The sequence below is a fragment of the Arthrobacter sp. UYCu723 genome, assembly GCF_054059215.1.
This window is the reverse complement of the sequence record NZ_JBSSBW010000001.1, coordinates 3,603,396-3,628,110: the sequence shown is the minus strand read 5'-3', so window position 1 is coordinate 3,628,110 and position 24,715 is coordinate 3,603,396. Positions and strand designations below refer to the sequence as shown.

General features: G+C 64.3%; 19 protein-coding genes and 3 pseudogenes. 5 read left to right on the top strand and 17 right to left on the bottom strand.

What is annotated here, in order from left to right; translation table 11 throughout:
* Positions 1-68: 68 nt before the first annotated feature.
* The 5 genes and pseudogenes from ACVWZ8_RS16990 to ACVWZ8_RS16970 form a co-directional block, all read right to left on the bottom strand.
* Positions 69-1,826 (bottom strand): thiamine pyrophosphate-dependent enzyme, encoded by a 1,758-nt coding sequence (locus ACVWZ8_RS16990; protein WP_456505270.1) that lies wholly within the window; start codon positions 1,824-1,826, stop codon positions 69-71.
* Positions 1,827-2,092: 266 nt separating this feature from the next.
* On the bottom strand, positions 2,093-3,607 hold the full coding sequence (locus ACVWZ8_RS16985; RefSeq protein ID WP_354243513.1) for an amino acid permease: 1,515 nt from the start codon (positions 3,605-3,607) through the stop codon (positions 2,093-2,095).
* Between the two features lie 74 nt (positions 3,608-3,681).
* Entirely contained in the window at positions 3,682-4,626 is a 945-nt protein-coding gene (locus tag ACVWZ8_RS16980; RefSeq protein ID WP_354243516.1) for a glutaminase, read from the bottom strand.
* A complete protein-coding gene (locus ACVWZ8_RS16975) occupies positions 4,623-6,221 on the bottom strand; it encodes a PucR family transcriptional regulator (protein WP_354243517.1) in 1,599 nt (532 codons plus the stop codon). The genes ACVWZ8_RS16980 and ACVWZ8_RS16975 overlap by 4 nt, the downstream gene beginning before the upstream one ends.
* 228 nt (positions 6,222-6,449) lie before the next feature.
* Positions 6,450-6,755: pseudogene (locus ACVWZ8_RS16970) on the bottom strand (fumarylacetoacetate hydrolase family protein); the annotation flags it as partial.
* Between the two features lie 223 nt (positions 6,756-6,978).
* Between ACVWZ8_RS16970 and ACVWZ8_RS16965 the strand changes: the two are divergent.
* The 4 genes and pseudogenes from ACVWZ8_RS16965 to istB all read left to right on the top strand — a co-directional run bounded on the left by ACVWZ8_RS16965 (position 6,979) and on the right by istB (position 11,489).
* The gene (locus tag ACVWZ8_RS16965; protein WP_354243520.1) at positions 6,979-7,293 is read left to right on the top strand and encodes a hypothetical protein; all 315 of its coding nucleotides are present in this window, start codon (positions 6,979-6,981) and stop codon (positions 7,291-7,293) included.
* 542 nt (positions 7,294-7,835) lie between these two features.
* Positions 7,836-9,242 carry an IS1380 family transposase gene (locus tag ACVWZ8_RS16960; RefSeq protein WP_456503408.1) on the top strand — a complete coding sequence of 469 codons (1,407 nt, stop codon included), beginning with the start codon at positions 7,836-7,838 and terminating at the stop codon, positions 9,240-9,242.
* 145 nt (positions 9,243-9,387) lie between these two features.
* A pseudogene (gene istA / locus ACVWZ8_RS16955) lies at positions 9,388-10,761 on the top strand (IS21 family transposase); the annotation flags it as partial.
* Positions 10,758-11,489 carry an IS21-like element helper ATPase IstB gene (gene istB, locus ACVWZ8_RS16950; RefSeq protein ID WP_456505269.1) on the top strand — a complete coding sequence of 244 codons (732 nt, stop codon included), beginning with the start codon at positions 10,758-10,760 and terminating at the stop codon, positions 11,487-11,489. The pseudogene istA and the gene istB, both read left to right, overlap by 4 nt.
* Positions 11,490-11,994: 505 nt before the next feature.
* On the opposite strand, the gene ACVWZ8_RS16945 is transcribed toward istB, so the two are convergent.
* The 11 genes and pseudogenes from ACVWZ8_RS16945 to ACVWZ8_RS16895 all read right to left on the bottom strand — a co-directional run bounded on the left by ACVWZ8_RS16945 (position 11,995) and on the right by ACVWZ8_RS16895 (position 22,082).
* Entirely contained in the window at positions 11,995-12,162 is a 168-nt protein-coding gene (locus tag ACVWZ8_RS16945; RefSeq protein WP_426978253.1) for a hypothetical protein, read from the bottom strand.
* 47 nt (positions 12,163-12,209) lie between these two features.
* Entirely contained in the window at positions 12,210-12,506 is a 297-nt protein-coding gene (locus tag ACVWZ8_RS16940) for a hypothetical protein (RefSeq protein ID WP_354243523.1), read from the bottom strand.
* A 177-nt stretch (positions 12,507-12,683) separates the two neighbouring features.
* Positions 12,684-13,121 carry a DUF1003 domain-containing protein gene (locus ACVWZ8_RS16935; RefSeq protein ID WP_426978254.1) on the bottom strand — a complete coding sequence of 146 codons (438 nt, stop codon included), beginning with the start codon at positions 13,119-13,121 and terminating at the stop codon, positions 12,684-12,686.
* Positions 13,122-13,409: 288 nt separating this feature from the next.
* Positions 13,410-13,780: pseudogene (locus tag ACVWZ8_RS16930) on the bottom strand (transposase); the annotation flags it as partial.
* A 182-nt stretch (positions 13,781-13,962) separates the two neighbouring features.
* Positions 13,963-14,937 carry a class 1b ribonucleoside-diphosphate reductase subunit beta gene (nrdF, locus tag ACVWZ8_RS16925; RefSeq protein ID WP_354243525.1) on the bottom strand — a complete coding sequence of 325 codons (975 nt, stop codon included), beginning with the start codon at positions 14,935-14,937 and terminating at the stop codon, positions 13,963-13,965.
* A gap of 95 nt (positions 14,938-15,032) precedes the next feature.
* On the bottom strand, positions 15,033-17,153 hold the full coding sequence (gene nrdE, locus ACVWZ8_RS16920; RefSeq protein WP_426979699.1) for a class 1b ribonucleoside-diphosphate reductase subunit alpha: 2,121 nt from the start codon (positions 17,151-17,153) through the stop codon (positions 15,033-15,035).
* Between the two features lie 56 nt (positions 17,154-17,209).
* Positions 17,210-17,686, bottom strand: a complete 477-nt coding sequence (gene nrdI, locus ACVWZ8_RS16915) for a class Ib ribonucleoside-diphosphate reductase assembly flavoprotein NrdI (protein ID WP_456505268.1) — start codon at positions 17,684-17,686, stop codon at positions 17,210-17,212.
* A 27-nt stretch (positions 17,687-17,713) separates the two neighbouring features.
* Complete coding sequence (gene nrdH / locus ACVWZ8_RS16910) at positions 17,714-17,959, bottom strand: glutaredoxin-like protein NrdH (RefSeq protein WP_456505267.1); 246 nt, start codon at positions 17,957-17,959, stop codon at positions 17,714-17,716.
* Positions 17,960-18,499: 540 nt separating this feature from the next.
* On the bottom strand, positions 18,500-19,894 hold the full coding sequence (locus ACVWZ8_RS16905) for a class I SAM-dependent methyltransferase (RefSeq protein ID WP_426978259.1): 1,395 nt from the start codon (positions 19,892-19,894) through the stop codon (positions 18,500-18,502).
* The gene (locus tag ACVWZ8_RS16900; RefSeq protein WP_456505266.1) at positions 19,891-20,622 is read right to left on the bottom strand and encodes a DUF1365 domain-containing protein; all 732 of its coding nucleotides are present in this window, start codon (positions 20,620-20,622) and stop codon (positions 19,891-19,893) included. Before ACVWZ8_RS16900 ends, ACVWZ8_RS16905 begins: the two co-directional genes overlap by 4 nt.
* Positions 20,619-22,082: an NAD(P)/FAD-dependent oxidoreductase gene (locus tag ACVWZ8_RS16895; RefSeq protein ID WP_456505265.1), complete on the bottom strand. Its 1,464-nt coding sequence runs from the start codon at positions 22,080-22,082 to the stop codon at positions 20,619-20,621. Before ACVWZ8_RS16895 ends, ACVWZ8_RS16900 begins: the two co-directional genes overlap by 4 nt.
* A gap of 313 nt (positions 22,083-22,395) precedes the next feature.
* Between ACVWZ8_RS16895 and ACVWZ8_RS16890 the strand changes: the two genes are divergently transcribed.
* Entirely contained in the window at positions 22,396-23,316 is a 921-nt protein-coding gene (locus ACVWZ8_RS16890) for a LysR family transcriptional regulator (RefSeq protein ID WP_456505264.1), read from the top strand.
* Here ACVWZ8_RS16890 and ACVWZ8_RS16885 read toward each other — a convergent pair.
* Positions 23,303-24,709 carry an aldehyde dehydrogenase family protein gene (locus tag ACVWZ8_RS16885; RefSeq protein ID WP_456505263.1) on the bottom strand — a complete coding sequence of 469 codons (1,407 nt, stop codon included), beginning with the start codon at positions 24,707-24,709 and terminating at the stop codon, positions 23,303-23,305. The two genes, ACVWZ8_RS16890 and ACVWZ8_RS16885, sit on opposite strands and share 14 nt — an antisense overlap.
* Between the last annotated feature and the right edge of the window lie 6 nt (positions 24,710-24,715).

Below are 24,715 nucleotides of genomic sequence, written 5' to 3'. Positions count from 1 at the left end.
TGGTTCTACTGGCACCTGCCCAGGGGAAGCGGCCGTCGGAGTCGGGACTCCGACGGCCGCTAGTCTAGTCAGTAGGCTTTGACGCGCTGTTCGACGATGAGGTGGATGAGGGCAAACACCCCGTCCTGGTCGATGGCCTGAAGCGCTGCGTCGAGGGCGGCCGGCACGTCCTTGTCCCGGGTGACCGTGATGCCGAAACCGCCGAAGGCCTGGGCCATGAGGCCGAAATCAGGGTTCTTCAGCTGCGTACCCGAAACCCGGGACGGGTAGTGGCGTTCCTGGTGGGTGCGGATGGTGCCGTACTCCTGGTTGTCCATCACGATGATGAGCGGCGTGGCTCCGTACTGGGCGGCGGTGGCCAGCTCCTGGCCGTTCATGAGGAATTCCCCGTCGCCGGCGATGGTGACCACCCGGCGCTGCGGGCTGGCCAGCGAGGAGGCGATGGCGGAGGGCACGGAGTAGCCCATGGATCCGTTTCTGGCGCTGATCATGGAGGCGTAGCGCCGGGTGGGGAAGTACCGGTGCGCCCAGTTGGTGTGCTCGCCGGCCCCGAACGTCACCATGGCGTCCTCGGGCAGCCGCGGGACGAGGTTCGCCATCAGGGTGTCCATCTTTGCGGGCCCTACGCCCGGTGTGGCCGGGGGCAGGCTTGCGAAGGACGTCTGCTCGGCGCGCATCCGGGCCGTCCATGCTTTCCACTCGTCTTTCACGGGCAGGTCGATTTCAAGGAGATCCCGGACGAAGGCGTCCGGTTTTGCCACAATCTGCCGTGAGACCGGGCCGGAGCGGCCGCGCAAAGAGGGATCTATGGTGACCAGGAAGTTCTGCTTGTTCCAGTCCTGCCTGCAGACAAAACCGTCCGTGATCACATCGCCCGGGACCGTCCCGACAAAAACGAGCAGGTCGGTTTCCTCAAACAGGTCGTACGTGGGGCGGGGGCGGCCGTAGCCGATCGGGCCCACATAGGACGGGGAGTCGAAGGGTACTGTTCCCTGCGTGCGCCATTCCGCGGCGGCCGGGATATGGTGCTTTTCGAGCCATCCGGTGAGCTGATCGGCCGCGTCCTGGGTCCAGTCGTTGCCGCCCGTGACAAAAAGGGGCTTCGAAGACTTTGCAAGGGCTGCGGCCAGTGCTGCGGCATCGGTGGTGCTCATGCCGCCCGTGGCCACCGGGATGGTGGGGTGCAGGGCAGGATCCACCAGTTGGCGGATGATGTCTTCCGGCAAGCCCACCACAACCGGGCCGGGCCGACCGCTCATTGCCGCGAACATGGCTTCGGCAACGATCTCGGACGCCCGCTCGGCGTGATCGAGGACCATGACGCGCTTGGCTCCTGTGTCGAACCAAGCCTTGATATCAAATTCCTGGAACGCTTCCCGGTCCCGGTGCGCAAACGGGATCAGCCCGACGAAGAGCAGCATCGGGGTGGAGTCCTGCCAGGCCGTGTGCAGGCCAACGTGGGCGTTTGCCGCGCCAGGCCCGCGGGTGACCATGGCCACGCCCGGACGCTGGTTCATCTTGCCGTCCGCTTCGGCCATGTAGGCGGCGCCGCCCTCATGGCGGCAGACCACGGTCTCGATGTCGGAACCGTGCATCCCGTCGAGGACGTCCAGGAAGCTCTCGCCGGGAACAACGAAGGTGCGTTCGACGCCGTGGGCCACGAGGGAGTCAACAATTACGTGCCCGGCGGATTTCAGGGTACCGCCGCCATTCAGGTTCGCCGGGATAGTCGATGGGACGGGCTGTACGGGGCCTTGGTCGATGGTGTCGCCTTCGAACGGCTGCGTGTCGGTTGCGGTCATGGTTGCTGCGGACTCCGTTGTCATCACTTCTTGTCTTCTCGGATTGGGTTGGGTTGGTTGCGTTGGGTGAGGGTGCAGGGCAGTTCCGCTGGAACCAGCGGAACGATTGGTGGTGCCTAGTCTGTTTCCGGTCCGGTGCAGAAGAAGCAGCCGTCCTCGCAACTGTCTGTCGCCTGGCTTTCCGTAGGCGAAGTGTTGGGACTCAGCGGATTTAGTAGCTTCATGGGGGCTTTCAGTCCTTTGGTGAGGGGATTGGGCAGCCGAACCGGGGGCGGTGGCAGGGTAATCGCTTAGCGGATTGGAGTCCGGTTGGCCACCACGGGGGCGGCGCCCGTATAGCCCTTCCGGGTCTCGGCGATCTCGTGGATCCGCTTCCGACAGGCATACCAGCCGGCCACCATCAGGGCAGAGGCCACGAGGGTCACCAGCAGCGTGAGCGGCGAATCGATGAAGACCATGATCAGCACGCCGAGCAGGAACAGAAGCGACAGATAGCCGGTGTAGGGCGCACCGAACATCCGGAAGGAGGGGCGTTCCACCCAGCCCCTGTCCGCCCAGCGCTTGAGCTGGATCTGGCACACCACGATGGTGGCCCACGTGACGATGATTCCCACCGAGGCCACGTTCAGCACGATCTCGAAGGCCTGCGCGGGCACCAGATAGTTCAGCGGCACACCCAGCAGCGAGACCACCGCCGTGAGGGCGATGCCGCCGTAAGGGACGCCTGCCCTGTTCATGCGCTGGGCGAACTTCGGCGCCGAGCCGGCCATGGACATGGAGCGGAGGATGCGGCCCGTGGAGTAGAGGCCCGCGTTGAGCGAAGACAGGGCGGCGGTGAGGACCACCAGGTTCATGATGACGTCCACGCCCTGGATCCCCAGCGAGCCGAAGAACGTCACGAAGGGACTCACACCCTTCTCGTAGGACGTGTACGGCAGCAGCAGCGCCAGCAGGATGACGGAGCCCACGTAGAACACGGCGATGCGGAACACCACCGAGTTGATGGCCTTGGGCATGATCTTTTCCGGGTTCTCGGTCTCACCCGCGGCCGTGCCCACCAGCTCAATCGAGGCGTAGGCGAACAGCACACCCTGCATCAGGATGATCATCGGAAGCAGGCCGTTGGGGAAGATGCCGCCGTTGTCGGAGAGCAGGCTCAGCCCGACATCCTGGCCGTCCACCGGCGTGCCGAAGATGACAAAGTACGTGCCGATGATGAGGAACGCCCCCAGCGCCGCCACCTTGATCAGGGCGAACCAGAACTCGAGTTCGCCGAAGACCTTGACCGAGACGAGGTTGAGGCAAAGAACCACCACCAGCGCGATCAGGGCCCAGGCCCACTGCGGCACCGCCCCCATCCAGGGGACGTACTTGCCGAAGAAGTTCATGTAGAGCGCGGCGGCCGTGATGTCCACAATGGTGGTGGTGGCCCAGTTGATCCAGTAGAACCAGCCGGAGATAAAAGCCGCCTTCTCCCCGAAGAACTCACGGGCGTAGGAGACAAATGAGCCCGACGACGGGCGGTGCAGCACCAGTTCGCCCAGCGCGCGGAGGATCAGGAAAGCGAAAAAGCCGCAGACGGCATAGGCGATCACCAGGGACGGCCCGGCGGCGTTGAGCCGGCCGCCGGCACCGAGGAACAGGCCGGTGCCGATCGCGCCGCCGATGGCGATCATCTGGATCTGCCGCGCCTTGAGGCCCTTGTGGTAGCCGGCGTCTTCGGCATGGATCAGGGCATCCGGGGCATGGGCGTGGCCGCCGTCGGCCTCGTACAAACCAACCTCGTCATTGGGGTTGCTGGGCATGGGTGTTCCTTTCGACCTGTCAAAGATCTAAATGGGGGTACTAGCGGGAAATTGTGGGGACAGCTGGGGTCAGGTCAGAAGACTGACCACCCGGTGCGGTCGGACAGATCAGCGAGGGCCGCTGTCCCGGCCAGGGAATTGCCTTTGGAATCCAGCCGGGGGCTCCAGACGCAGATGGCGCACTCGCCGGGGACGATGGCCAGGATGCCGCCGCCCACACCGCTTTTCCCCGGAAGGCCGACGCGGTAGGCAAACTCGCCGGCCGCGTCATACATGCCGCAGGTCAGCATGATGGAGCTGATGCGTTTCGCCTCGCTCCTGGAGACGACGGTTCCCTGTGCTCCGCGGCCGTCCTGTGCGAGGAAGAGGCCGGCCTTGGCCATCTCCACGCAGGTCATCATGATGGAGCACTGCCTGACGTAGTTCTCCACGACCGATTCGGCGGGCCGCCGCAGGTTGCCGAAGTCCTTCAGGAAGTGGGCGAGGGCCAGGTTGCGGCTGCTGTTGGCGAGCTCACTCTTTGCGGCCACCTCGTCGATGAACGGACTCTGTCTTCCATTCTGGTGACCCACCTGACCGGCGAGGAAGCGCAGGACCTGGCCGGCGGCGTCGGGAAATCTTTCCATCAGGTGGTCCGTGACCACCAGAGCGCCCGAATTGATGAACGGGTTCCGCGGAATCCCGTGCTCCACTTCAAGCTGCACAAGGGAGTTGAAGGACGTTCCTGACGGTTCGCGGAGCACCCGTGACCAGAGCGCATCGGGGTCATTGGCGCTGAGCGCCATGGCCAGGGTGAAGACTTTCGAGATGCTCTGGATGGAGAAGGGAAGATCGGCGTCACCGGAGCTGAACACGTCCCCGGACGTGGTGGCCACCGCAATTCCGAAACCGTCGAACGGCGGCGATGACAGGTGGGGGATGCTGGCGGGAACCGACCCTGCTTCACTCCGGGGCCGGTGGCTGCGGACAATGTCATCCAGGACCAGGCCAAGAGGCGGCGAATCGAGTGCTGTCATCATTTCTTGCCCAGATGCTCCTTATGCGTGCCGGCCCACTCCTGTATGTGAAGGAGGGCGACCAATGAATGGCGGGGATCGCTGAAGTTCAGGCCGGTAACCCGGCTGACCTTGCTGATCCTGTAGTAGACGGTATTCTTGTGCAGCTTCATCCGCTGGGCGCATGCGGCCACATCCAGCGACGCCTCGAAATAAGCCCGAAGGGTTTCGGCCAGCTCGCCATCGTCGCGGAGGAGAGCCCAGAGGCTGCGATGACGGAAGGCCGAGGCCGTGAAGTTCTCAACTGCTTCGTGGAAAAGGATGTCCGTTTCGAAATCGTCCACAGTGGCCACAGAGACGTCCCCGGACCGCCGCATGCAGCCGAGCAATGCCTCCGTTTTGCGGGTCACCGAATGAATCGACAGCAGATCGGGGGCGATTGGTCCCACTGCTGCGAATGGAGTGATGCCAAGATGCTTGCTGGCGTCCCTGACGATGGCCTCGGCAACGCTTCGAAGTCCGGCCTCGGCGTTGGTGGACTGGAGCGCCGGGATGATCACGGCGGTGTCGCCGTTGAACTGTCCCACTATGGCTGACGGTTTGTAGGCTGCCGCATGTATGGACGCGAGGTTGGCGAGCTCCCCATGTTTGAGGGCTGCATCGTCTGCCTGCGCTTCAGCGGCTGACATTCCTATCAGCATCAGCGCTGTTGGGCGGTCCGCGGGGATTTTCTCGCTGTGGGCGCTCGCCGCGGCTTCTGCCGGACCCGAAAGGATACGGACAATCCTGTCCTCGCGCATGTGCACCGACTGCTGGTTGCGGTAGCGGATGAGCTCGGCTGACACTCGCGCAGCTGATCCGGTCAATACATAGTCAACGTCCGCGCCGAAGCCATCCCCTGTTTCCTGGAGCCAGATGTACCCCATAACGCGATCGCCTGCGAACAAGGCGGTCGCGACGCGCTCCCTCAGACCGTCCTGGGGCCTGGCCGGAACCCTGACAGGCAGGCGGGTTCGATGCAGTTCGCGGTAGGCACCAAGATCCTTGAGGAGAAGTTCGTATTTGCGCGGACCACGCCGGGCCAGAATCGATGCCTTACGCAGCTCGTCGATGTCGTTCGACACCGTGGAGTAGGCCAGGACCTTGTTGGCAGCGTCCTCTATGACAACGTGGCTCGACGTCAGGCGGGCCGTCGTCTGAGCAATGGCGAACAGGTCTTCTTCCAACAGCGTCAGCACTTCGCTCTGGTAGCTGCGTGGCTGAATCCGGTCCTTGGCAATTGACAGGAGCCGGTCCCAGTCCGCGGCCGGGTCCACCAGAAAGAGACCCGTTCCGGCAGCCCGGAGCAGCTCTTCAGCTTCCCCTAATTCCTCGGGACTGCCCTTGACGGCCAGCACCAGGGGAGGATTCGTCAGAAGACGCCGCAGCGCCGGCAACGCAGAGCGTCCGCGAACCCCGATAAGCAAGACGAACGCAGCCCCGCCGTCGGAAGTCTCGTCGTCGGCGTCAACGATCAGGAAGCGCTCGATCGGAGAATCGGCGCGGGACGGTCGAAGAATGAGACTGGCGAAACCCAGAGGGAGATCCGACAGGATGTCGTCCACTGTAGCTGCGGCCATGTGCTTCCTTCTGACATTTGACACCCGTCCGGACGGCTCTGTCCGTACACCCAATGCTATCCAGAGCAAAGCCCGGAAAGTATGTATACGGGCCTAAAACCAGCGGTGCCTTTTCGGTCCCGGAACCAATGCCAACCCGCTAAGGACGACGGCGGGAGCTTCCCGCCGTCGTCCTCATCAGTTGCAGCCTTCCGCGGCCAGTCGGGCCGCCTTACCCCGTGTCGGATATCAAGCGGTGAGCGCGGATTCCTGGACCAAGCGCTGGTCATGCAGATAATCGAACAGCTGCCGCAGGCCGAACGACCATTCCGGCAGCTCTTCCGCAGAGCCCACCCAGTTGACGAGAGCCCCGAGATGGCTGCTGCGGATGGTCACAACGTCGCCCAACTGCTGCGTGAACCCCTGCCCCGGCTCGTCCCTGTCCTGGGTCGGGGCGAAAAGGGTGCCTGTGAACAGCGCGAACCCGTCCGGGTACTGGTGGTGCTTTCCGAACGTCGCCGCCACGAGCTCTTCGAACGGCCGGCTGATCCTGGCGGTGGGGAAGCTCAGCTCGGCCGATGCACTCAGCGCACTCAACCAGATCGTGGATGTTGTGCGCGAGTCGATCCAGATCCACCAGACGGAGAGCACGAAGCGCGAGAAACTCAAGACGTATCGAGAGATCGAGGTCGCGCGGATCAAGGCATCCGAGAAGAATCTGCGGGAGTGAACCGTGCCGGGTTTGATGCCGCTTCCTTTTTTGTGAAGGATAGCGATTATGCCCAAGCGATACCCCCAGGATCAGCGTGAGCGTGCCGTGCGGATGGTCCTGGACCACCTCGGTGAGTACGACTCCGTTTTTGCCGCCTGTTCTGCCATCGGCCCGAAGCTGAACATCGGCAGGGAGTCCCTGCGCCGGTGGGTTCTCCAGGCCCAGGTCGACGCGGACGAACGCCCCGGCGTCAGCAGTGCCGATCAGGCCCGGATCAGGGAGCCGGAGAGTGAGAACCGTGAGCTGCGGGAGGCAAACGAGATCCTGAAGAAGGCCTCGATTTTCTTCGCGAGGGAGCTCGACCCTCGCCGCCGCAAATAGCCGGATTCATCGACGAACTGCGTGCCGATGGCCACGGGGTCGAGCCGGTGTGTGTGATCGACTATCTGTAGGCCGTTTCATCCAGGAAATCCTGCCGAGTTGGTGGCCGGTTTCCGGCCAAAAGAGCGCTAAGAATCAGGCCAGGCAATTCCCCTCCAAATCATGGATTTGGGGATTGCGCAGAGATTGAGATCACCCGGTGGCACGGGGCGGTTCCCAGTGTGTTGGGAACATGGGCCCGCCACCCCAGATAGGTTCCTTACGGCGCTGCTATTGACAGAGCGATTGCGCCGGAAGGGCTGGAAAGCAGATGACGGTACCCATGTCCGTTCAAGAAAATATCAGAAGACTCGATTCCCAGGGAGTCCCGGGGCGTGAGATCGCCCGCACGCTGGGCATCAGCCGTGATTCGGTGGCTAAGCCTTGATCCACCGATGTTGATTGGGGCTACGTCGGCGTTTTAAACCGAGAATGGCCGCCTTTTCAAGGAAAATGAAGTTTGTCTAGAACTCATTTTTCACCGAAAAGAGGCCATCTCGTAGATGCAAGTTTCCCACAAACCATCCGCGGTGTCGGTTTCCTTTGACGAGCCCAATCTCGTGTCGGCTGCCGGGCTGCTGCCGGTCATGACGCTGGCCCGGGACGCCGGGCTGCACGAGCTCGCCCAGGACTGGCTGACGGTGCCGACGGATAAGGGCGCGAACGCCGGGCTGAAAGTCGCTTCCCTGGTCGCCGGGATGGTCGCCGGGGCAGACTCGATTGATGACATGACCCTGTTGCGCCACGGCGGGATGAAGCGGCTCTTCACCGCCTGCTACGCGCCCTCGACCCTGGGCTCGTTCCTGCGGTCCTTCACGTTCGGGCACGTGCGCCAACTGGACGCTGTCGCCTCCCGTTTCCTGGCCGGCCTGGGGACCCGGGCCCCGCTGCTCGGGAGCCCCGGGGCGGAGGACTTCGTGTTCGTCGATGTTGACGACACGATCATCGAGGTCCACGGCTACGCCAAGCAGGGTTCCGGCTACGGGTACTCCGGGGTCCGCGGCCTGAACGCCCTGCTGGCCACGGTCTCCACCAAAGACACCGCCCCGGTAATCGCGGCCCAGCGGCTGCGCAAGGGCGCGGCGAACTCGGCCCGCGGAGCCAAACGCCTGATCACCGATGCCCTGTCCACGCTCAAAGGCCTCCAGACCGGAGGGCAGAGTCGCGGGCGGGTGCTCTGCCGGTTCGATTCGGCCTTCTATGGCCATGCAGCGGTTTCCGCCGCGCTGGCCGGCGGGGCCGAGGTCTCGGTGACCGTGCGCATGGACCCGGCCGTCAAACGGGCTATCGCCGGGATCCCGGAGACGGCATGGGAAATGATCGAATACACCGACGCGGTCTTCGACGAGACCACCAACACCTGGGTCTCGAAGGCTGAGGTCGCCGAAACCGTGTTCACCGCGTTCTCCTCCCGGAAAAAGGCCGAGCAGGTCACCGGCCGGCTGGTGGTGCGCCGCATCCCGGAACTGAACAAGAAAGCCAGCGACGGACAACCCACCTTGTTTGAAACCCATCGGCACCACGCGTTCTTCACCACCGTGGACGCCAAGGTTCTGGACACTGTCGCCGCGGACCAAACCCACCGCAAACACGCTCAGATCGAGCAGGTGAACGCCGATCTGAAGGACAGTGCGCTGGCTCATATGCCCTCAGGTGTTTTCGCGGCGAACTCCGCCTGGCTGGTTGCCGCGGTCATGGCCTATAACCTCACCCGCGCCGCCGGGCTCCTCGCCGCAGGCCCCTTCGGCAAGGCCCGGACCGGCACGATCCGCCGCAAACTCATCCACGTCCCGGCCCGCATCGCCACCAGCGCCCGGAAAATCCGGCTTCATCTCCCCGAAGCCTGGCCCTGGCAAACAGCATGGCAGGGCCTCTTCGAGCACCTCTACCCGCCGCCGCAACCGGCCTGAACCCACACCAACCAGCCACACGGCGCAACCAGGACCACCAGTGGAACACCCCGACAGCGAGGCCGGATGATCCACCATGCCCAAACACCTCACCGCAGCCAGCCCGGAATTACGCCCGGGACCGGCTGCCGATCGGTGGATCAAGGCTAAGTACGCCGATCAGGAGGACTTTTCCCCGGCACCGCCGGCGCCTTCGGCCCGGCCCGGGGCCTCGGTGTTGACCGGGTTCGATCACATCATCGAGCAGTGGCTGGGCGAGGACCAGCGCCGGCCGCGCAAGCAACGGCATACGGCCAAACGAATCTTCGACCGGCTCGTGGATGAGCATGGTTTCACCGGTACCTATTCTCCGGTCCAACGGCACGTGAAGAAGTGGACGGCCCGGAACCGGCAGGCTGGTGAGGGCTTCACCGAGCTGGTGTGGCCCGCGGGCACGGTGCAGGTCGACTTTGGGCAGGCCGAGGCCATCATCGCCGGGATCCGGCAGGTCCTGCACATCCTGGTGGTGACTTTCCCGTTCTCGAACATGCGCTTCGTGCAGGCGTATCGGGGTGAGACTGCCGAGTGTGTCTGCCACGGGCTGCGGAGGGTGTTTGAACATATCGGGGCCGTGCCCCGGCACATGGTCTTTGACAATGCCACGGGCATTGGACGCCGGGTAGGGACCAAGGTCGTGGAGACGAAGCTGTTTGGTGCGTTCAAGCTGCACTACCGCGCCGAGTCCCGCTACTGCAACCCGTACTCGGGACATGAGAAAGGCAACGTGGAGAACGCGGTTGGATTTCTGCGCCGCAACCTCATGGTCCCCGAGCCCGAGGCCGCCACCTTGGCCGGACTCAACGAGGTTTTACTGGCGCGGTGCGATGCGTTGGCCGCAACGACGCATTACCGCAAGGGCCTGGCCTTGGGTGAGCTGTTCGTCCAGGACCGGGCGGCGTCCCTGGCGTTGCCGGGGGTCGGGTTCGACCCGGTGCGCTACGAATCGCGCAAGGCTGATAAGACCGGGAACCTGCTCATTGACGGGAACACCTACGCCGCCGGACCATCCTTCCATGGGCGGATGCTCACCGTCGGTTTGCGCCACGACGTGGTGCAGATCCTTGATGAACATTCCGAACCGGTCCGGTCCTTCCCGCGGGCCTTCGGCCGGCAGAGCGAGACGATCTTCGAACCCGCGTCCCTGCTGCCGTTGCTGGTGACCAAGCCCGGCGCCTGGGGCCATTCCCCGCTGCGGGCCCTGGTCACCGACCCGGTGCGCGACTGGCTCGACACAGCAACGGCCACCGACCGGCGCCGCCTGCTCAACGCGGTGGATGCCGCGTCCGGGTCCGCCGGCTTCGATGCCGCAGTCCAGGCCGCCGACACCCTGATCCAACGCGGGGACCAACCGGACATGGCAGCCCTGGGGATGCTCGCCCGCCGGCTGGCCCACGGCACCGAACCGGCCGCCGCCAACGTGGACTTGAGCGTCTATGACACCTTCACCACCGTCAACACGAGCACGGGAGAAGTCGCATGAACCCGATCACCGTCCAAGACATCCTCGAAGCCGGCCGGCAGGCGGCCCTGACCGGCACGGTGCTGGCCGAATGGGCAGAGAAAGGCACCCCGAAGCAACGCGAATACCTCCACGGCGTGCTGGTCGCCGAACACGAATCCCGGCAGGAATCACGCCGCCAACGACTGCTGAAATCCGCGAGGCTGCCGGCCCTGAAAACCCTGACGGGCTTCGACTACACCAGTGTCAGGTTCCCCGAAGACTACGGACGCGAAGCCCTGGCCTCCCTGGAATTCATCAACCACGCCCAAGACCTGGTCCTCTACGGAGACGTCGGCACCGGTAAAACCCACCTGGCGACCGCGCTGGCGGCAGCGGCCTGCCAGCAAGGCATCCAGGCACGCTTCTTCACCACCTCATCCCTGGTGATGGCTTTGCGCCGCGCCAAGGACGAAGACCGCCTGGATAAAGAACTGGCCTCATTGGCCAAAAACCAATTAATCGTAATTGACGAACTTGGATATTTGCCGATCGATACCGAAGGAGCAAGGCTCCTGTTCCAGGTCATCGCCGACGGCTACGAGAAACGCAGCCTCATCATCACCACCAACCTCGAGTTCTCCCGCTGGGGAACCGTGTTCGGGGACGACAACATGGCAGCAGCCGTCATCGACCGCATCGTGCACCACGGACGGCTCCTCCAGTTCCGCGGGGAGTCCTACAGAGTCAAAAATGCACTGATGAAATAGGCCAAACGCCGCCATGGCAGGAAACCGAGCCCACATGGCCGGATTCTTAGCGCTGAAATGGCCGACTTAAAGTTGACGAAACACAGCCGGCCTGCAAGGTCCTGCGTGAGCACGGCGTGCAGGTCGCCCCGCGGACCTACCGGTCCTGGAAAGCCAAAGCACCCGCCGCCCGGACCGTCACGGACGCCGCCATCGTCAAGGCGCTAAAGGACACGGCGTAGACACCGGAATCCCTGTACGGACGGCGGAAAATGACCGCCTGGTGAGAATGTCAATCAGACACGAGCCCAATTTGCCCTGGTATCGCAGTCTGACCGGGGACCAGCAGTGGCCTCATTCCCGCGTGGGTCAGGAACGTCAAACGGCCCTGGCCACAACTGGCCAGGCTTCAGCAGCCGATGAGCGACCGCGATTTCGAACAGTGACGGAGCGTTCCGGGAGCACCGCAGCTGAGGATTCCTAGCCAGGATTCCCGGGGGGCCCAGCGCGCAGGAGGGGGATAAAATTATCTCGCGATCGTGGTTGAAACCCATCCGAGGCAGTATCCGGCGAAGACCAACAGGAAGGGTTGCTCACCGGACGGTCCGCGAATGCTGAGAACCAGCATCAGGACCATAGCCCAAGTGATGGCCAGCGCGGTGCTGCAGTACCAGTAGCTCTTGACGCGGCTCATGAAGTTCTTCGTTCCGGTATCGATGGCCTGCTGGTGGTCCGGTGTTCTCAGGCCGGGGGACGTGGCTGGAAGTGGAGTGTTTCAAGATAGTTTTCGTCGTACTTGTCTTCCCGGGGTTCATCATTCGGGAAACCACCGGGAAGTGTGCCCTGGTTCAGGCCAGCCAGAAGGACATGCTCAAGCCCCGGCTCGGTGTTCATGGTCGTTGTCTGGACGGTTCCGGTGGCCAGACCCGGTATTTTGGCGTTGGCCATTTCATCGATTCCGGCCACGCCGGCTGCGACCAGGAGAAACCCCGCGACGGCTGCCAGCCCGGGAACTATTTTTCTTCTCCATGCGCTCATACCCTGATCATGGGCTCCCCACATGGGAACAGGGCACCGATTGCCTATGGGGAGGCTGTGAAAGCCAGTCCGCCCCGATGCTCATCCAGTGCCAGACACCGGCGGTGAGATCCACCGACCTCTGCGTTGTGCCCTGCGCACGGTGAAGTGCGCGGATATTGGGAGGGTAACGGCGTGTCAGGTGCCCGGGCTGCGGTCCAGGTCAAGGCCTTCCGCGGTCGCCAGCCTTCTTAGCTCGTGCAGGATTTCCAGTTGCTGGTTGTTGATGTCCATCAAAAGCTCGATCTCTTCTTTTGCTTTCACGTTGGTGTCGTAGTCGTGCTGCGCCATCGCCGCGGCGATCGCATCCTGGCGCTTGGCGGCGATAAGCAGGATGGCGCCTTGGAGCCCGGCCAGCATGGAGAGCAAGAGGTTCAAAAGAATATAGGGATACGGGTCCCAGGCGTTGTTCGCCAGCGCCCAGGTGTTGATGGCGGCCCAAATCAGCATGAAACCGATGAAGCTTCCCACGAAGGGCCAGCTTCCCATGCCGTTGCGCATGACATCGGCGGCCCGCTGGCCTCGTGTCAGGGATGCTTTGTGCTTGTCGTGCCAGGTCTGTACTCGATTATTCATGCCTCAGAGTAGTCCCGGCGGTTCAGGAATCTACGAGGGACTGAGACAGGCACTCTCAGGAACCGGTTGCCCAACCCGGTGTCAGCGACCGCCCAGTCGGCCAGCCCGACAAGGAGCTGACGGGCCCTACTACCGGGCGAAGCCAGCAGGGATGCCAGGAAGCGGATCCGGCTGCTGGAGCAGGAGAACGAGATCCTGCGCCGGGCCCCGTTTGTCGCATCAAAGCTTCATCGCGTGTTGTCAGCGAAACCCAGTAGGCAGCCCGGAGCACTTGTCCGGTCGGCCGGCCAACCAGCGGCACATTTTCACCACCGAATTCAGATTGGCGGGCTCAGCTTTTTGGGAATCGATGAATTCATACTTGCTCACTGCCGCTGCTCCCGCGCGAAGTAAGCGCTGGCCTTTTTCAAGAAGGCAGTCTCCGCCCGCAGCTCTTGAACTTCGCGCTCGAGCTCCTTCAGCCGGGCCCGTTCCGTCACCGTCAGCTCCGTCTCCGTGCCGCCGTTGGCCTCGCGGTACTTGATCAGCCAGTTGCGGAGCGTCTCGGGGCCGACACCGTACGCGGTGGCCACGTCCTTGATCGGCTTGGACGTGTTGATCACCTCGCGGCACAGCTCGTCCTTGAACTCCTGGGTAAATCGTCTGCGTGATGCTGTCATGCTGATCTCTACTTTCGGTAGACCCGCATTTTAAGAGGGCCCACTGTCCGAGATCTCCGCGGCAGCTCATACCGTGCAGGGGCGCCTTTAGTGACAGCTACTTGGAAGACTTCCAACTAGACGATGCGTTTCTTCCAAATAGGAAGCGATTCTTCCAAATAGGTCAACATCTCACAAAAGAACTAGAAGTCCCAGTCGTCATCCTCGGTATTAACAGCCTTGCCAATCACGTAAGAAGACCCGGACCCCGAGAAGAAGTCGTGGTTCTCGTCGGCATTGGGCGACAGCGCCGAGAGGATCGCCGGGTTCACGTCGGTGACGGATGCCGGGAACATGGCCTCGTAGCCCAGGTTCATGAGCGCCTTGTTGGCGTTGTAGTGCAGGAACTTCTTGACGTCCTCGGCCAGGCCGACGGAGTCGTACAGGTCGTGCGTGTACTGGACTTCGTTCTCGTACAGCTCAAAGAGCAGCTCGAACGTGTAGTCCTTGATCTCCTGCTTGCGCTCCTCGGTCAGGCCCTCGAGGCCCTTCTGGAACTTGTAGCCGATGTAGTAGCCGTGGACGGCCTCGTCGCGGATGATCAGGCGGATCAGGTCGGCCGTGTTCGTCAGTTTGGCCCGTGAGGACCAGTACATCGGCAGGTAGAAGCCCGAGTAGAAGAGGAAGCTCTCCAGCAGCGTGGAGGCCACCTTGCGCTTCAGGGGATCGTCGCCCTGGTAGTAGTCCATGACGATCTGGGCCTTCTTCTGAAGGTTTACGTTTTCGGTGGACCAGCGGAACGCCTCGTCGATCTCCTTGGTGGATGCCAGTGTGGAGAAGATGGAGGAGTAGCTCTTCGCGTGCACGGACTCCATGAAGGCAATGTTCGTGTAGACAGCCTCTTCGTGCGGGGTGATAGCGTCCGGAATCAACGAGACGGCACCGACGGTGCCCTGGATGGTGTCCAGCAGGGTCAGGCCGGTGAACACCCGCATGGTGAGCTGCTGCTCGTCCGGGGTCAGCGTCGCCCACGACTGCACGTCGTTGGACAGCGGGATCTTCTCCGGCAGCCAGAAGTTGTTGACCAGGCGGTTCCAGACGTCCACGTCCTTGTCGTCCTGGATGCGGTTCCAGTTAATGGCTTCAACGTGGCTAAGCAGCTTGACCTTCTCGGTCATGTCATCCCCTAAAAGTTGGGTTCTTCGTGAAGTTAAGCGTACGACGGCGGGCGGGCGCCCGCCGTCGTACCTCAACAGATATCAACCGATATCGGTTACAACATGCAGCTGACGCAGTTGTCCACCTCAGTCCCTTCCAGCGCGAGCTGGCGGAGACGGATGTAGTAGATGGTCTTGATGCCCTTCTTCCAGGCGTAGATCTGGGCCTTGTTGATGTCGCGCGTGGTGGCGGTGTCCTTGAAGAACAGCGTCAGGGACAGGCCCTGATCCACGTGCTGCGTGGCGGCGGCGTAGGTGTCGATGACCTTCTCGTAGCCGATCTCGTACGCGTCCTGGTAGTACTCCAGGTTGTCGTTCGTCAGGTACGGCGCCGGGTAGTACACGCGGCCCAGCTTGCCTTCCTTGCGGATCTCGATCTTGGACGCCACCGGGTGGATCGAGGAGGTGGAGTTGTTGATGTAGCTGATCGAGCCGGTGGGCGGGACGGCCTGCAGGTTCTGGTTGTAGATGCCGTGCTGCATGACGGAAGCCTTGAGCTGGCGCCAGTCATCCTGGGTGGGGATGTGGATGTTCTTGAACAGCTCCGCGACCTTCTCGGTCTGCGGGACCCATTCCTGCTCGGTGTACTTGTCGAAGAACTCGCCGGAGGCGTACTTGGACTTCTCGAAGCCGCCGAAGGTCTGCCCGGTCTGGATGGACAGCCTGTTGGAGGCCCGGATGGCGTGGTACACCACCGAGTAGAAGTACATGTTGGTGAAGTCCAGACCCTCTTCGGAGCCGTAGTGGACCCGCTCGCGGGCCAGGTAGCCGTGCAGGTTCATCTGGCCAAGGCCGATGGCGTGGCTCTGGTCATTGCCGCGGGCGATCGAGGGCACCGAGGTGATGTTGGACATGTCCGAAACGGCCGAGAGGGCGCGGATGGCGGTCTCGATGGTCAGGCCGAAGTCCGGCGAGTCCATGGCCTTGGCGATGTTCAGCGAACCCAGGTTGCAGGAGATGTCCTTGCCGGTCTGGTCGTAGGACAGGTCATCGTGGTACGTCGTGGGCTGGCTGACCTGGAGGATCTCGGAGCACAGGTTGGACATGATGATCTTGCCGTCGATCGGGTTTTCCCGGTTCACGGTGTCCTCGAACATGATGTACGGGTAGCCGGATTCGAACTGGATCTCGGCGAGCGTCTGGAAGAACTCGCGCGCCTTGATCTTGGTCTTCTTGATCCGGGAATCGTCCACCATCTCGTAGTACTTCTCGGTGACCGAGACGTCGGAGAACGGCATCCCATAGACGCGTTCGACGTCGTACGGGGAGAACAGGTACATGTCCTCGTCGCGCTTGGCCAGCTCGAAGGTGATGTCCGGGATCACGACGCCGAGCGAGAGGGTCTTGATGCGGATCTTCTCGTCCGCGTTCTCGCGCTTGGTGTCCAGGAAGCGGTAGATGTCCGGGTGGTGCGCGTGCAGGTACACCGCGCCGGCTCCCTGGCGGGCGCCGAGCTGGTTGGCGTACGAGAAGCTGTCCTCGAGGAGCTTCATCACGGGGATGACGCCGGAGGACTGGTTCTCGATCTGCTTGATCGGCGCGCCAACCTCGCGGATGTTGGTCAGCGCGAACGCCACGCCGCCGCCGCGCTTGGACAGCTGCAGGGCGGAGTTGATGGAACGGCCGATCGACTCCATGTTGTCTTCGATGCGGAGCAGGAAGCAGGAGACCAGCTCGCCGCGCTGGCGCTTGCCGGCGTTGAGGAAGGTGGGCGTGGCCGGCTGGAAGCGGCCTTCGATGATCTCGTCCACCATCTGCAGCGCGAGCTGCTCGTCGCCGCGGGCCAGGTGCAGGGCCACCATGCAGACGCGGTCCTCGTAGCGCTCCAGGAAGCGCTTTCCGTCGAACGTCTTCAGCGTGTAGGAGGTGTAGAACTTGAAGGCGCCCAGGAAGGTCTCGAAGCGGAACTTCTTCTTGTATGCGCGGTTGTAGAGCTCGCGGATGAAGTTCATCGTGTACTGGTCGAGGGTTTCACGCTCGTAGTACTCGTTCTTGACGAGGTAGTCGAGCTTTTCCTCGAGGTCGTGGAAGAACACGGTGTTGTTGTTCACGTGCTGCAGGAAGTACTGGTGCGCAGCCTCGCGGTCGGCCTCGAACTGGATCTCCCCGTTGGGGCCGTAGAGGTTCAGCATGGCGTTGAGCTCGTGGTAGCCCAGGCCCTTGTACGCGGCCGGCATCTCGTGCTTCTCGTGCTTCTCGACGGCGGTGGGCGCGTGCGAGCCCGGGCCCTCAGTTACTGCTGTGTCTGCGACAGTCGTGTCCAAAACTCTTCCAATCCTTCTAGTACCCGCTGGACGTCCTCTGGAGTGCCCATGAGTTCGAATCGATATAGATGGGGGACGTTGCACTTCGCGGCGATGATGTCCCCCGCCATGCAGTAGTTGTCCCCGAAATTCGTGTTTCCCGCGCCGACCACTCCGCGGAGCTGTTGCCGGTTCCTCGGATCGTTCAGGAAGCGGATCACCTGCTTCGGAACGGAGCCCTCTCCCCCGGTGCCTCCGTACGTGGGAAGCACCAGCACGTAGGGTTCGGCTGCCACGAGCGCGGATTCCCTCGCGTGGAGGGGGATCCGGGCGGCGTCGATGCCCAGCTTCCTGACGAAGCGTGCGGTGTTCTCCGAGGTGGAGGAGAAGTAGATGAGGTGGCTGTGGGTGGTCCGCGCAGCGTCCGACGCCGGTACGGCGGCGGGTGCGGTTGCAACCGGTGCCATGGGAGTCACCTCATTTTCAAGCAGTGCTCAGGCTACTGCGACGGCGGCGGCCTGCGCCAGTTCTTCGATCTTGTCCGGGCGGAAACCGGACCAGTGGTCCTGGTCCGTGACGACAACCGGGGCCTGCAGGTAGCCCAGGGCCTTCAGGCGCTCGAGGGCATCCGCATCCTGCGAGATGTCGACGCTCTGGTAGGTGATGCCCTTCTTGTCCAGCGCGCGGTATGTCGCGTTGCACTGAACACAGGCCGGCTTCGTGTAAACCGTAACGGTCATGGTTCCTGTCCCCTTAGTTGAAGTCTTTTTACTGCGAGATGTGTACTGCGTTTTGAACTGAGTCGTTTTGAGCTGAGTCTCTGGTGCGGGGCCTCTTGCTGGAGCCCCTGGTAAGCGTCTGGTGCCAGTAGTCCGGGCGGGCCGATCCGGGACAGGAATCCTTATCCGTTACTGGCCTTGCCTGGCGAGCACTGCTGCTCCGCTGGAACTGTATGTCGATACTACATGTAGTGCACGAGCCCGATATGGACCCCAAGATGATGTATTACAAGTATGTCATTTTATGCACCGCCAGTCCACAGGCAGGGGCCCTCAAAATGTCCGTATTTCCGCCATTTTGCAGGACGAAATCCACAGGCTGTGGAGTACCTATGCACAATTAATCCCCCCGCGTGTCGCGTTGTGGACGGCGTGTCGCGGGCGTGGGACACGGCGGCCAACCGTGCCGTACAACACTGGATCTGGTGTCCGGGAACACGAAAAAGGCGGGCACCGTGGGGTGTCCGCCTTCCGTCAGCCTGAGGCGTCCAACAGCTGCTGCTAGCTGCTGGCCTCGCCCGCTGTCCGGCTGTCCAGCACGATCTGCTGCACGTCGAGGTAGCCGGTCTCGAAGCCGGCGCGGGAGTAGCAGAGGTAGAACAGCCACATGCGCTGGAAGATCTCATCGAAGCCCAGGCCGCGGACTTCCTCGGCGCGGGCCATGAAGCGCTCCTCCCAGAGCCGCAGGGTCTGCGCGTAGTGCTCCCCCATCGCGAGGCGTTCGCGGACCCGGAGGCCGGTCTGCTTTTCGGTGATGTCCTCGATGGCGCGCACTGAGGGGATTACGCCGCCCGGGAAGATGTACTTGTGCACCCAGGTGTAGCTGGAGCGGGTGGCCAGTAGCCGGTCGTGCGCGATCGTGATGGCCTGGATGGCCACCTTCCCGCCCGGGGCCAGGACGCGTTCGATCGTCTGGAAGTAGGTGGCCCAGTACTCGAAGCCCACGGCCTCGATCATCTCCACGGAGAGGACGGCGTCGTACTCGCCTTCGACCGCGCGGTAGTCCTTGAGCTCGATCGTGACGGCGTCGGCGTAGCCGGCGTCCGCGACGCGCTTGCGGGCCAGTTCCTGCTGTTCGCTGGAGAGGGTCACGGAGTAGACCGTGGCGCCGCGCTGGGCGGCCCGGAGGGCGAGTTCGCCCCAGCCGGTGCCGATTTCCAGCACGCGGGACCCCTTGGTGACCCCGGCCTTGTCCAGCAGCCGGTCGATCTTGGCCTGCTGCGCGGCGGCGAAGCCGTCCCAGGCGACGTTCTTCAGGGCCGGTCCCGATTCGGGGAAGAGCGCGCTGGAATAGGTCATGGTGTCATCCAGGAAGGTGGCAAAGAGCTCATTGGAGAGGTCGTAGTGCCGCGAGATGTTGGAGCGCGTGTTCTGCTCGGTGTTGCGTTCCTTGCGCGGCTGGCGCGGCAGGTACAGCGCCCGCAGCTTCTGCAGCGGTTCCGGAACGAGCGATCCGACGCGGGCGGCAAAGACCTCCATGACGGCGGTGAGGTCGTCAGCGTCCCAGTCACCGGCCATGTAGGACTCGCCCAGGCCGATCAGGCCGCCGTCGCCGAGCCGGGCCGCGAAGGCCGCCGGACGGTTCATGGTCATGACGGGGTACGTGTGCCCCGGCATGGCGGCCTTGCCGAGGACGGTGCCGTCGGGGTACCGGACTTCGAGCGGAAGCCGGCGGACGGCGGCCTTGAAGATGGCGTCCGCGGCCCTGCCGGCCACCCGGGCCTTAAGACTTGAGGGCACCGTGGCGATGCTTGGCCAGATGGCGGCGTCGACGGTGCTGGGGGCCTGGGGAACGGTGTACGGCACAGGGCCCGCGGGGACAGCGACGGGGCGCGCAGCCGGTGTGGCCTCGTGTCCCCGTCCTGCGGCGGATCCGGTCGCTTCGGTAATAGTCACTGAACTGCCTCCTGTGAGGGGTCGTGTGGTTTTTTGATGACGGGCAGCCCACGCGCCCAAAGCTTGATGCCCTGCCAGCGGATCTGGGCGCTCACCCGCAGGGGCGCCAGCGGAACCGCGAGCGCGGCGGCGAGGATGTTCCGCACGGTCGCTTCCCGGCGTTCGCCGTCCACTGTGGCGATGAAGGGCTGGTGCCCTTCCCGCTCGAGGACGATCGACACTGCGAGCAGTTCGGCGGGTTCCGGAAGTTTCATCCGGTACTCGCCCGCGAGGTCGTTGAACGGTGAGACGTAGAAGGCCTTGGGCACGCTGGCCCGGCCGGCGTCGTCGGTTTCCAGCACGTAGCAGTGCCGTTCGCCGTAGGTGTTGTGGACCTCGGCGATGACGCAGCGCAGCTCCCCGGCCGCGTCATGGCACCAGAACAGGCTCAGCGGGTTGAAGACGTGCCCGAATACGCGGGCGCTGGCCAGCATGGTGATCCGGCCGCCGTCGAGCTCGATCCCCCGGGTGGAAAGGAACCGTTCAACGTTGCCCCGGAGGGTGCCGGCCGGGTCGCCCAGGTGGTCCGCAACGGAGAAGCCGGCGAGCGGCTTGAGGAACCGGGGCACCGGAGGGAGCCGGTCGACGTCGATGTACCAGCTGTAGCTGCGGTAGGTGAAGGCGTTGCGCAGCGGGGTGCGCCGCACATGCGCGATGGAGGTGCGGTAGATGGCTGCCGGCGCACTCATGCGCGCTCCGCGGAGACGGCGTGCAGATCCGGGTCGATGGCGACGGCACGGTACTGCCCGTTGAGCCCGGCTGCAGTCTCGGCTGCAGTATCGTCCGAGGACGCGTCCCAGTCGCGTCCGAGCCTTGCTGCGGCCCGGACACCGGACAGGGCGCCGTCCTCATGGAAACCCCAGCCGTGGTAGGCGCCGGCGAAGGCCAGCCGGCTGTCACCGAGCTCGAGGATCTGCTGCTGGGCCCTGAGGGACTCCGGGGTGTACTGCGGGTGCTCATAGACCATCCGGTCCAGCACGGTGCCGTCGGCGATGAGCCCGGATTCGCCCAGGCTCACGATGTAGGGCCGGCCGTCCGCCGGTTCCAGCCGCTGCAGCCGCGTCATGTCATAGCTGACCAAGACCTTGTCCGGCCGGGCGTCGCAGGACGGCAGCCGGTAGTTCCACGAGGCCTTGGCATTGTCGCTGGAGGGCAGCACGGCGGCGTCGCGGTGGAAGACGGTGTGGTTGACCGAGTACGGCATCCCGCCCAGGGCTGCCTGCTCCGCGGGCGAGGCATCGGAGAGCATGCGCAGCGCCTGCCCAGGGTGTGTGGCGATCACGACGGCGTCGAAGCTCTCGGTGTTGGATATGCCGCCGCCGTGCTCCGTGGTCAGCTCCACTCCCCCCGGATGGCGGCGGACTGCCGTGACCGGGCTCGCGAGCCGGATGTCCGGCAAGGTGGCGGCGAGCTTGTCCACGTAGCTGCGGGACCCCCCGGTGACCGTGCGCCACTGGGGTGAACCCGCGACGCCGAGCAGTCCGTGGTGGCCCAGGAAGGTGAACAGGTAGCGGGCCGGGTAGGCCAGCGCGGTGGCGGGGTCGCAGGACCAGACGGCGCTCACGATCGGGGTCATGAAGTGCGAGATGAAGTAGCCGCTGAACTTTTCACGGGACAGGAACTCGCCGAGGGTCGGTTCCGGACCGGTCGGTTCCGGACCGGCCAGTGCGGCCCGGTCCGTCTCCGTTGCGGCCATCCCCGTCTCCGCGAGCAGGGCACGGGCCCGGCGGTAGAAGCGCATGACCTCCACCAGCATCAACAGGTACCGGCCGCGCAGCAGGGTGGACGGCCGGGGAATGATGCCGCGGCCCTTGGCCCGGGCACCGGCGTATTCGAGGCCGCAGCCGTCGCAGCGGATGGACATGCTCATTTCCGAGTCCTGGGTTTCGACGCCCAGCTCGGCGAAGAGCCGCAGCAGCGTGGGGTAAGTCCGCTCGTTGTGGACGATGAAGCCGGTGTCGACGCCGAGGAAGGAGCCGTCGGCCTGCGGCATGTCGTGGGTGTGGGCGTGGCCGCCGAGCCGGGTATCAGCCTCGAAGAGGGTGACGCTGTCCTGCTGGTTCAGGACGTAGGCGGCGGTCAGTCCTGCCACGCCGCTGCCAATGACGGCGACGCGCCGGCCCTCCGGGATCCCTGCTGCTTGCGACACTGATCTGCTCCTGTTGGCTTGCCGAAAGTTGGCTTGCCGAATGTTGGCTTGCCGAAATCGTCCTGGTGAATCGTCTTATGGGCAATTCGTAACCAAGGGGCAGCCGGATGAGTGTGAATTCCCAGCGGCCGCCTTCCCAGGGATTCTCCGGCATGAACCGCGCCGCGCCGTGGAGGCATTCCGCACGTGTCCCGGCGCGGCCGGGCAGCGGCGGCGCACGGGACGGGTCCCGGCCCGGCCGGATCGGCACGGATATGCCAGAATGAAGCGGGATTCCAGCTCCCGCCTCACTGCAACCACTGAAGGGCAGCCCTTGATCAACCCCGTCCATCTGCGGACCCTCGTTGAAGTGATCCGGCTGGGCTCCTTCGCGGCGGCCGCCGGCAGGCTCGGCTACACGGCGTCGGCCGTCTCGCAGCAGATGTCCGCCCTCGAACGCGACACCGGGGTCACCCTGTTCCAGCGCTCGGCGCGCAGCATCCAGCCCACCGAAGCCGCCGTCGTCATGACGCGGCATGCGGCCAAGGTGCTCACCGACATCGAAGCGCTCATGGCCGCGGCCTCCCGGACCCAGGACTCCACGAGCCAGGAGCTCCGGCTCGGCATCTTCCCCAGCCTCGCCACCTATGTGCTGCCGCGTATCCTGCAGAACCCGGCGTGGAAGAAGCTCGGGATCGATCTCCGGGTCTCCGTGGCTGAACCCGCCCAGACCATCCAGGGCCTGCGCACCGGCGGCGAACTCGATGTGGCCCTGGTCTACCAGGTGGGCCAGTCCGGACTCGCCTGGCCGCACACCGTGAACCGGCAGTGGATCGGCGACGACGACTTCCGGGTGGTGCTGCCCGCGGCGTGGGGCATCGGCACGGATTCGAAGGTCGCCGCGGACCACCTGTCCGACATGCCCTGGATTGTGCACCACCCGGGCACGTCCGACGCGACCGTGATCGAGCGGCTCTTCGCCAGCTGCAATCTGCACCCGCGGGTGGTGGCCTACAGCGACGATTTCCACGCCAGCCTGGAGATGGCGGCGGCCGGGCTGGGCGCCGCCCTGGTTCCCGAACTTGCCCTGCTGCACCGCCCGGCCGGGGTGGTGGTCCTGGACGTCCCGGAGATCCGGCTGGCCCGCAACGTCTTCGCCCTGCTGATCAACGAGAAGCAGACGGCGAAGGTTCAGCTGTTTGTTGAGCTGCTCGCGGACACCATGCACAAGTTCGGACCAACTAGCGCTTCTTGAACAGCTTCCCCGCCGGCGCCACGAGGGCGCTGATGATGCTGATGATCCTTTGCTTCGTCTTGTTGTACGGCGGGTAGATCAGTTCCAGGGTGTCCGGCCAGTATGGTTTGGCCAGGCTGGCCCGCTCGTGTGAGAAGGTGCGCACCGAGTGCTCGCCGTGATAGGCGCCCGTGCCGCTGCCGCCCACGCCGCCGAACGGCAGGCCCGGAACGATCAGGTGCGCCGCGGGCACGTCGAAGCACAGTGCCCCCGAGCTCGTCCCCTCTGCGAACGCCCGGCGGGTTTCGGCGTCATTGCTGAACACGTACAGTGCCAGCGGCTTGGCCCGGCCGTTGATGATCCGGATCGCCTCCTCGCGGCCGCTGACCGGCACCAGCGGCAGCAGCGGGCCGAAGATCTCCTCGTCCATCACGGTGTCCCCCGGCGCCGGCCGCAGCAGCGTCGGGGCAAAGTACAGGCTGGCGGCGTCGCGCTGCCCGCCGTGGACCACGGTGCTGCCGTCCGCGAGCGCGGCGAGCCGTTCGAAGTGGCGGTCGTCGACGATCCGGCCGTAGGACGCGCTCAGGGCGGAGTCCGGCCCGAACAGGGAACGGATGGCCTTGACCAGCTCGCGCTGCAGGGGCTCCAGCACCTCGTCCGTGGCCAGCACGTAGTCCGGCGCCACGCAGGTTTGCCCGGCATTCATGAACCGCCCCCACGCAATCCGTTTGGCGGCCTTGGACAGGTCCGTGGACGAATCCACATACGCCGGAGACTTCCCGCCCAGCTCCAGGGTCACCGGGGTGAGGTTCTCGGCCGCCGCGCGCAGCACCACCCTGGCCGCGGCCTCACCCCCCGTGAAGAAGATGTGGTCAAAGCGTTCCGCCAGCAGGGCGGTGGTCTCGGGGATGCCTCCCTGCACCACCTCGGCCGCGCCGGGCAGATACTCCGGAAGCCAGCGCGCCAGCGCCGCGGAGGTAGCCGGAGCGTGTTCGCTGGGTTTGAGCACCACCGTGTTGCCCGCGGCGAGGGCACCGGCCAGCGGGGCGAGCAGCAGCTGCAGCGGGTAGTTCCACGTACCGATGACCAGCACCACGCCGAGCGGGGTGAGCTCGGTCCACGCCCGGGCGGGCCGGACCGCCAACGGCACCGGCACGGGCCGGGGCCGCAGCCAGGATGCCAGGTTCTTCTCCAAATGCGCGGCTTCGGCTGTGACAAACCCGATTTCCGTCAGCAGCGCCTCGGTGCCGTGCTTGCCAAGATCACTGCCGAGGGCCGCCACGATGTCCGCCCGCCGCTCGGTCAGCATCCGGCGCAGATTGCGGAGCTGCACCAGCCGCCAGGCCAGCGGGCGGGTGGCGCCGCTGTCAAAAAAGTTCCGGGCGCGGGCGGCGGCAGGGGCAACGGTTTGCATCCGCTC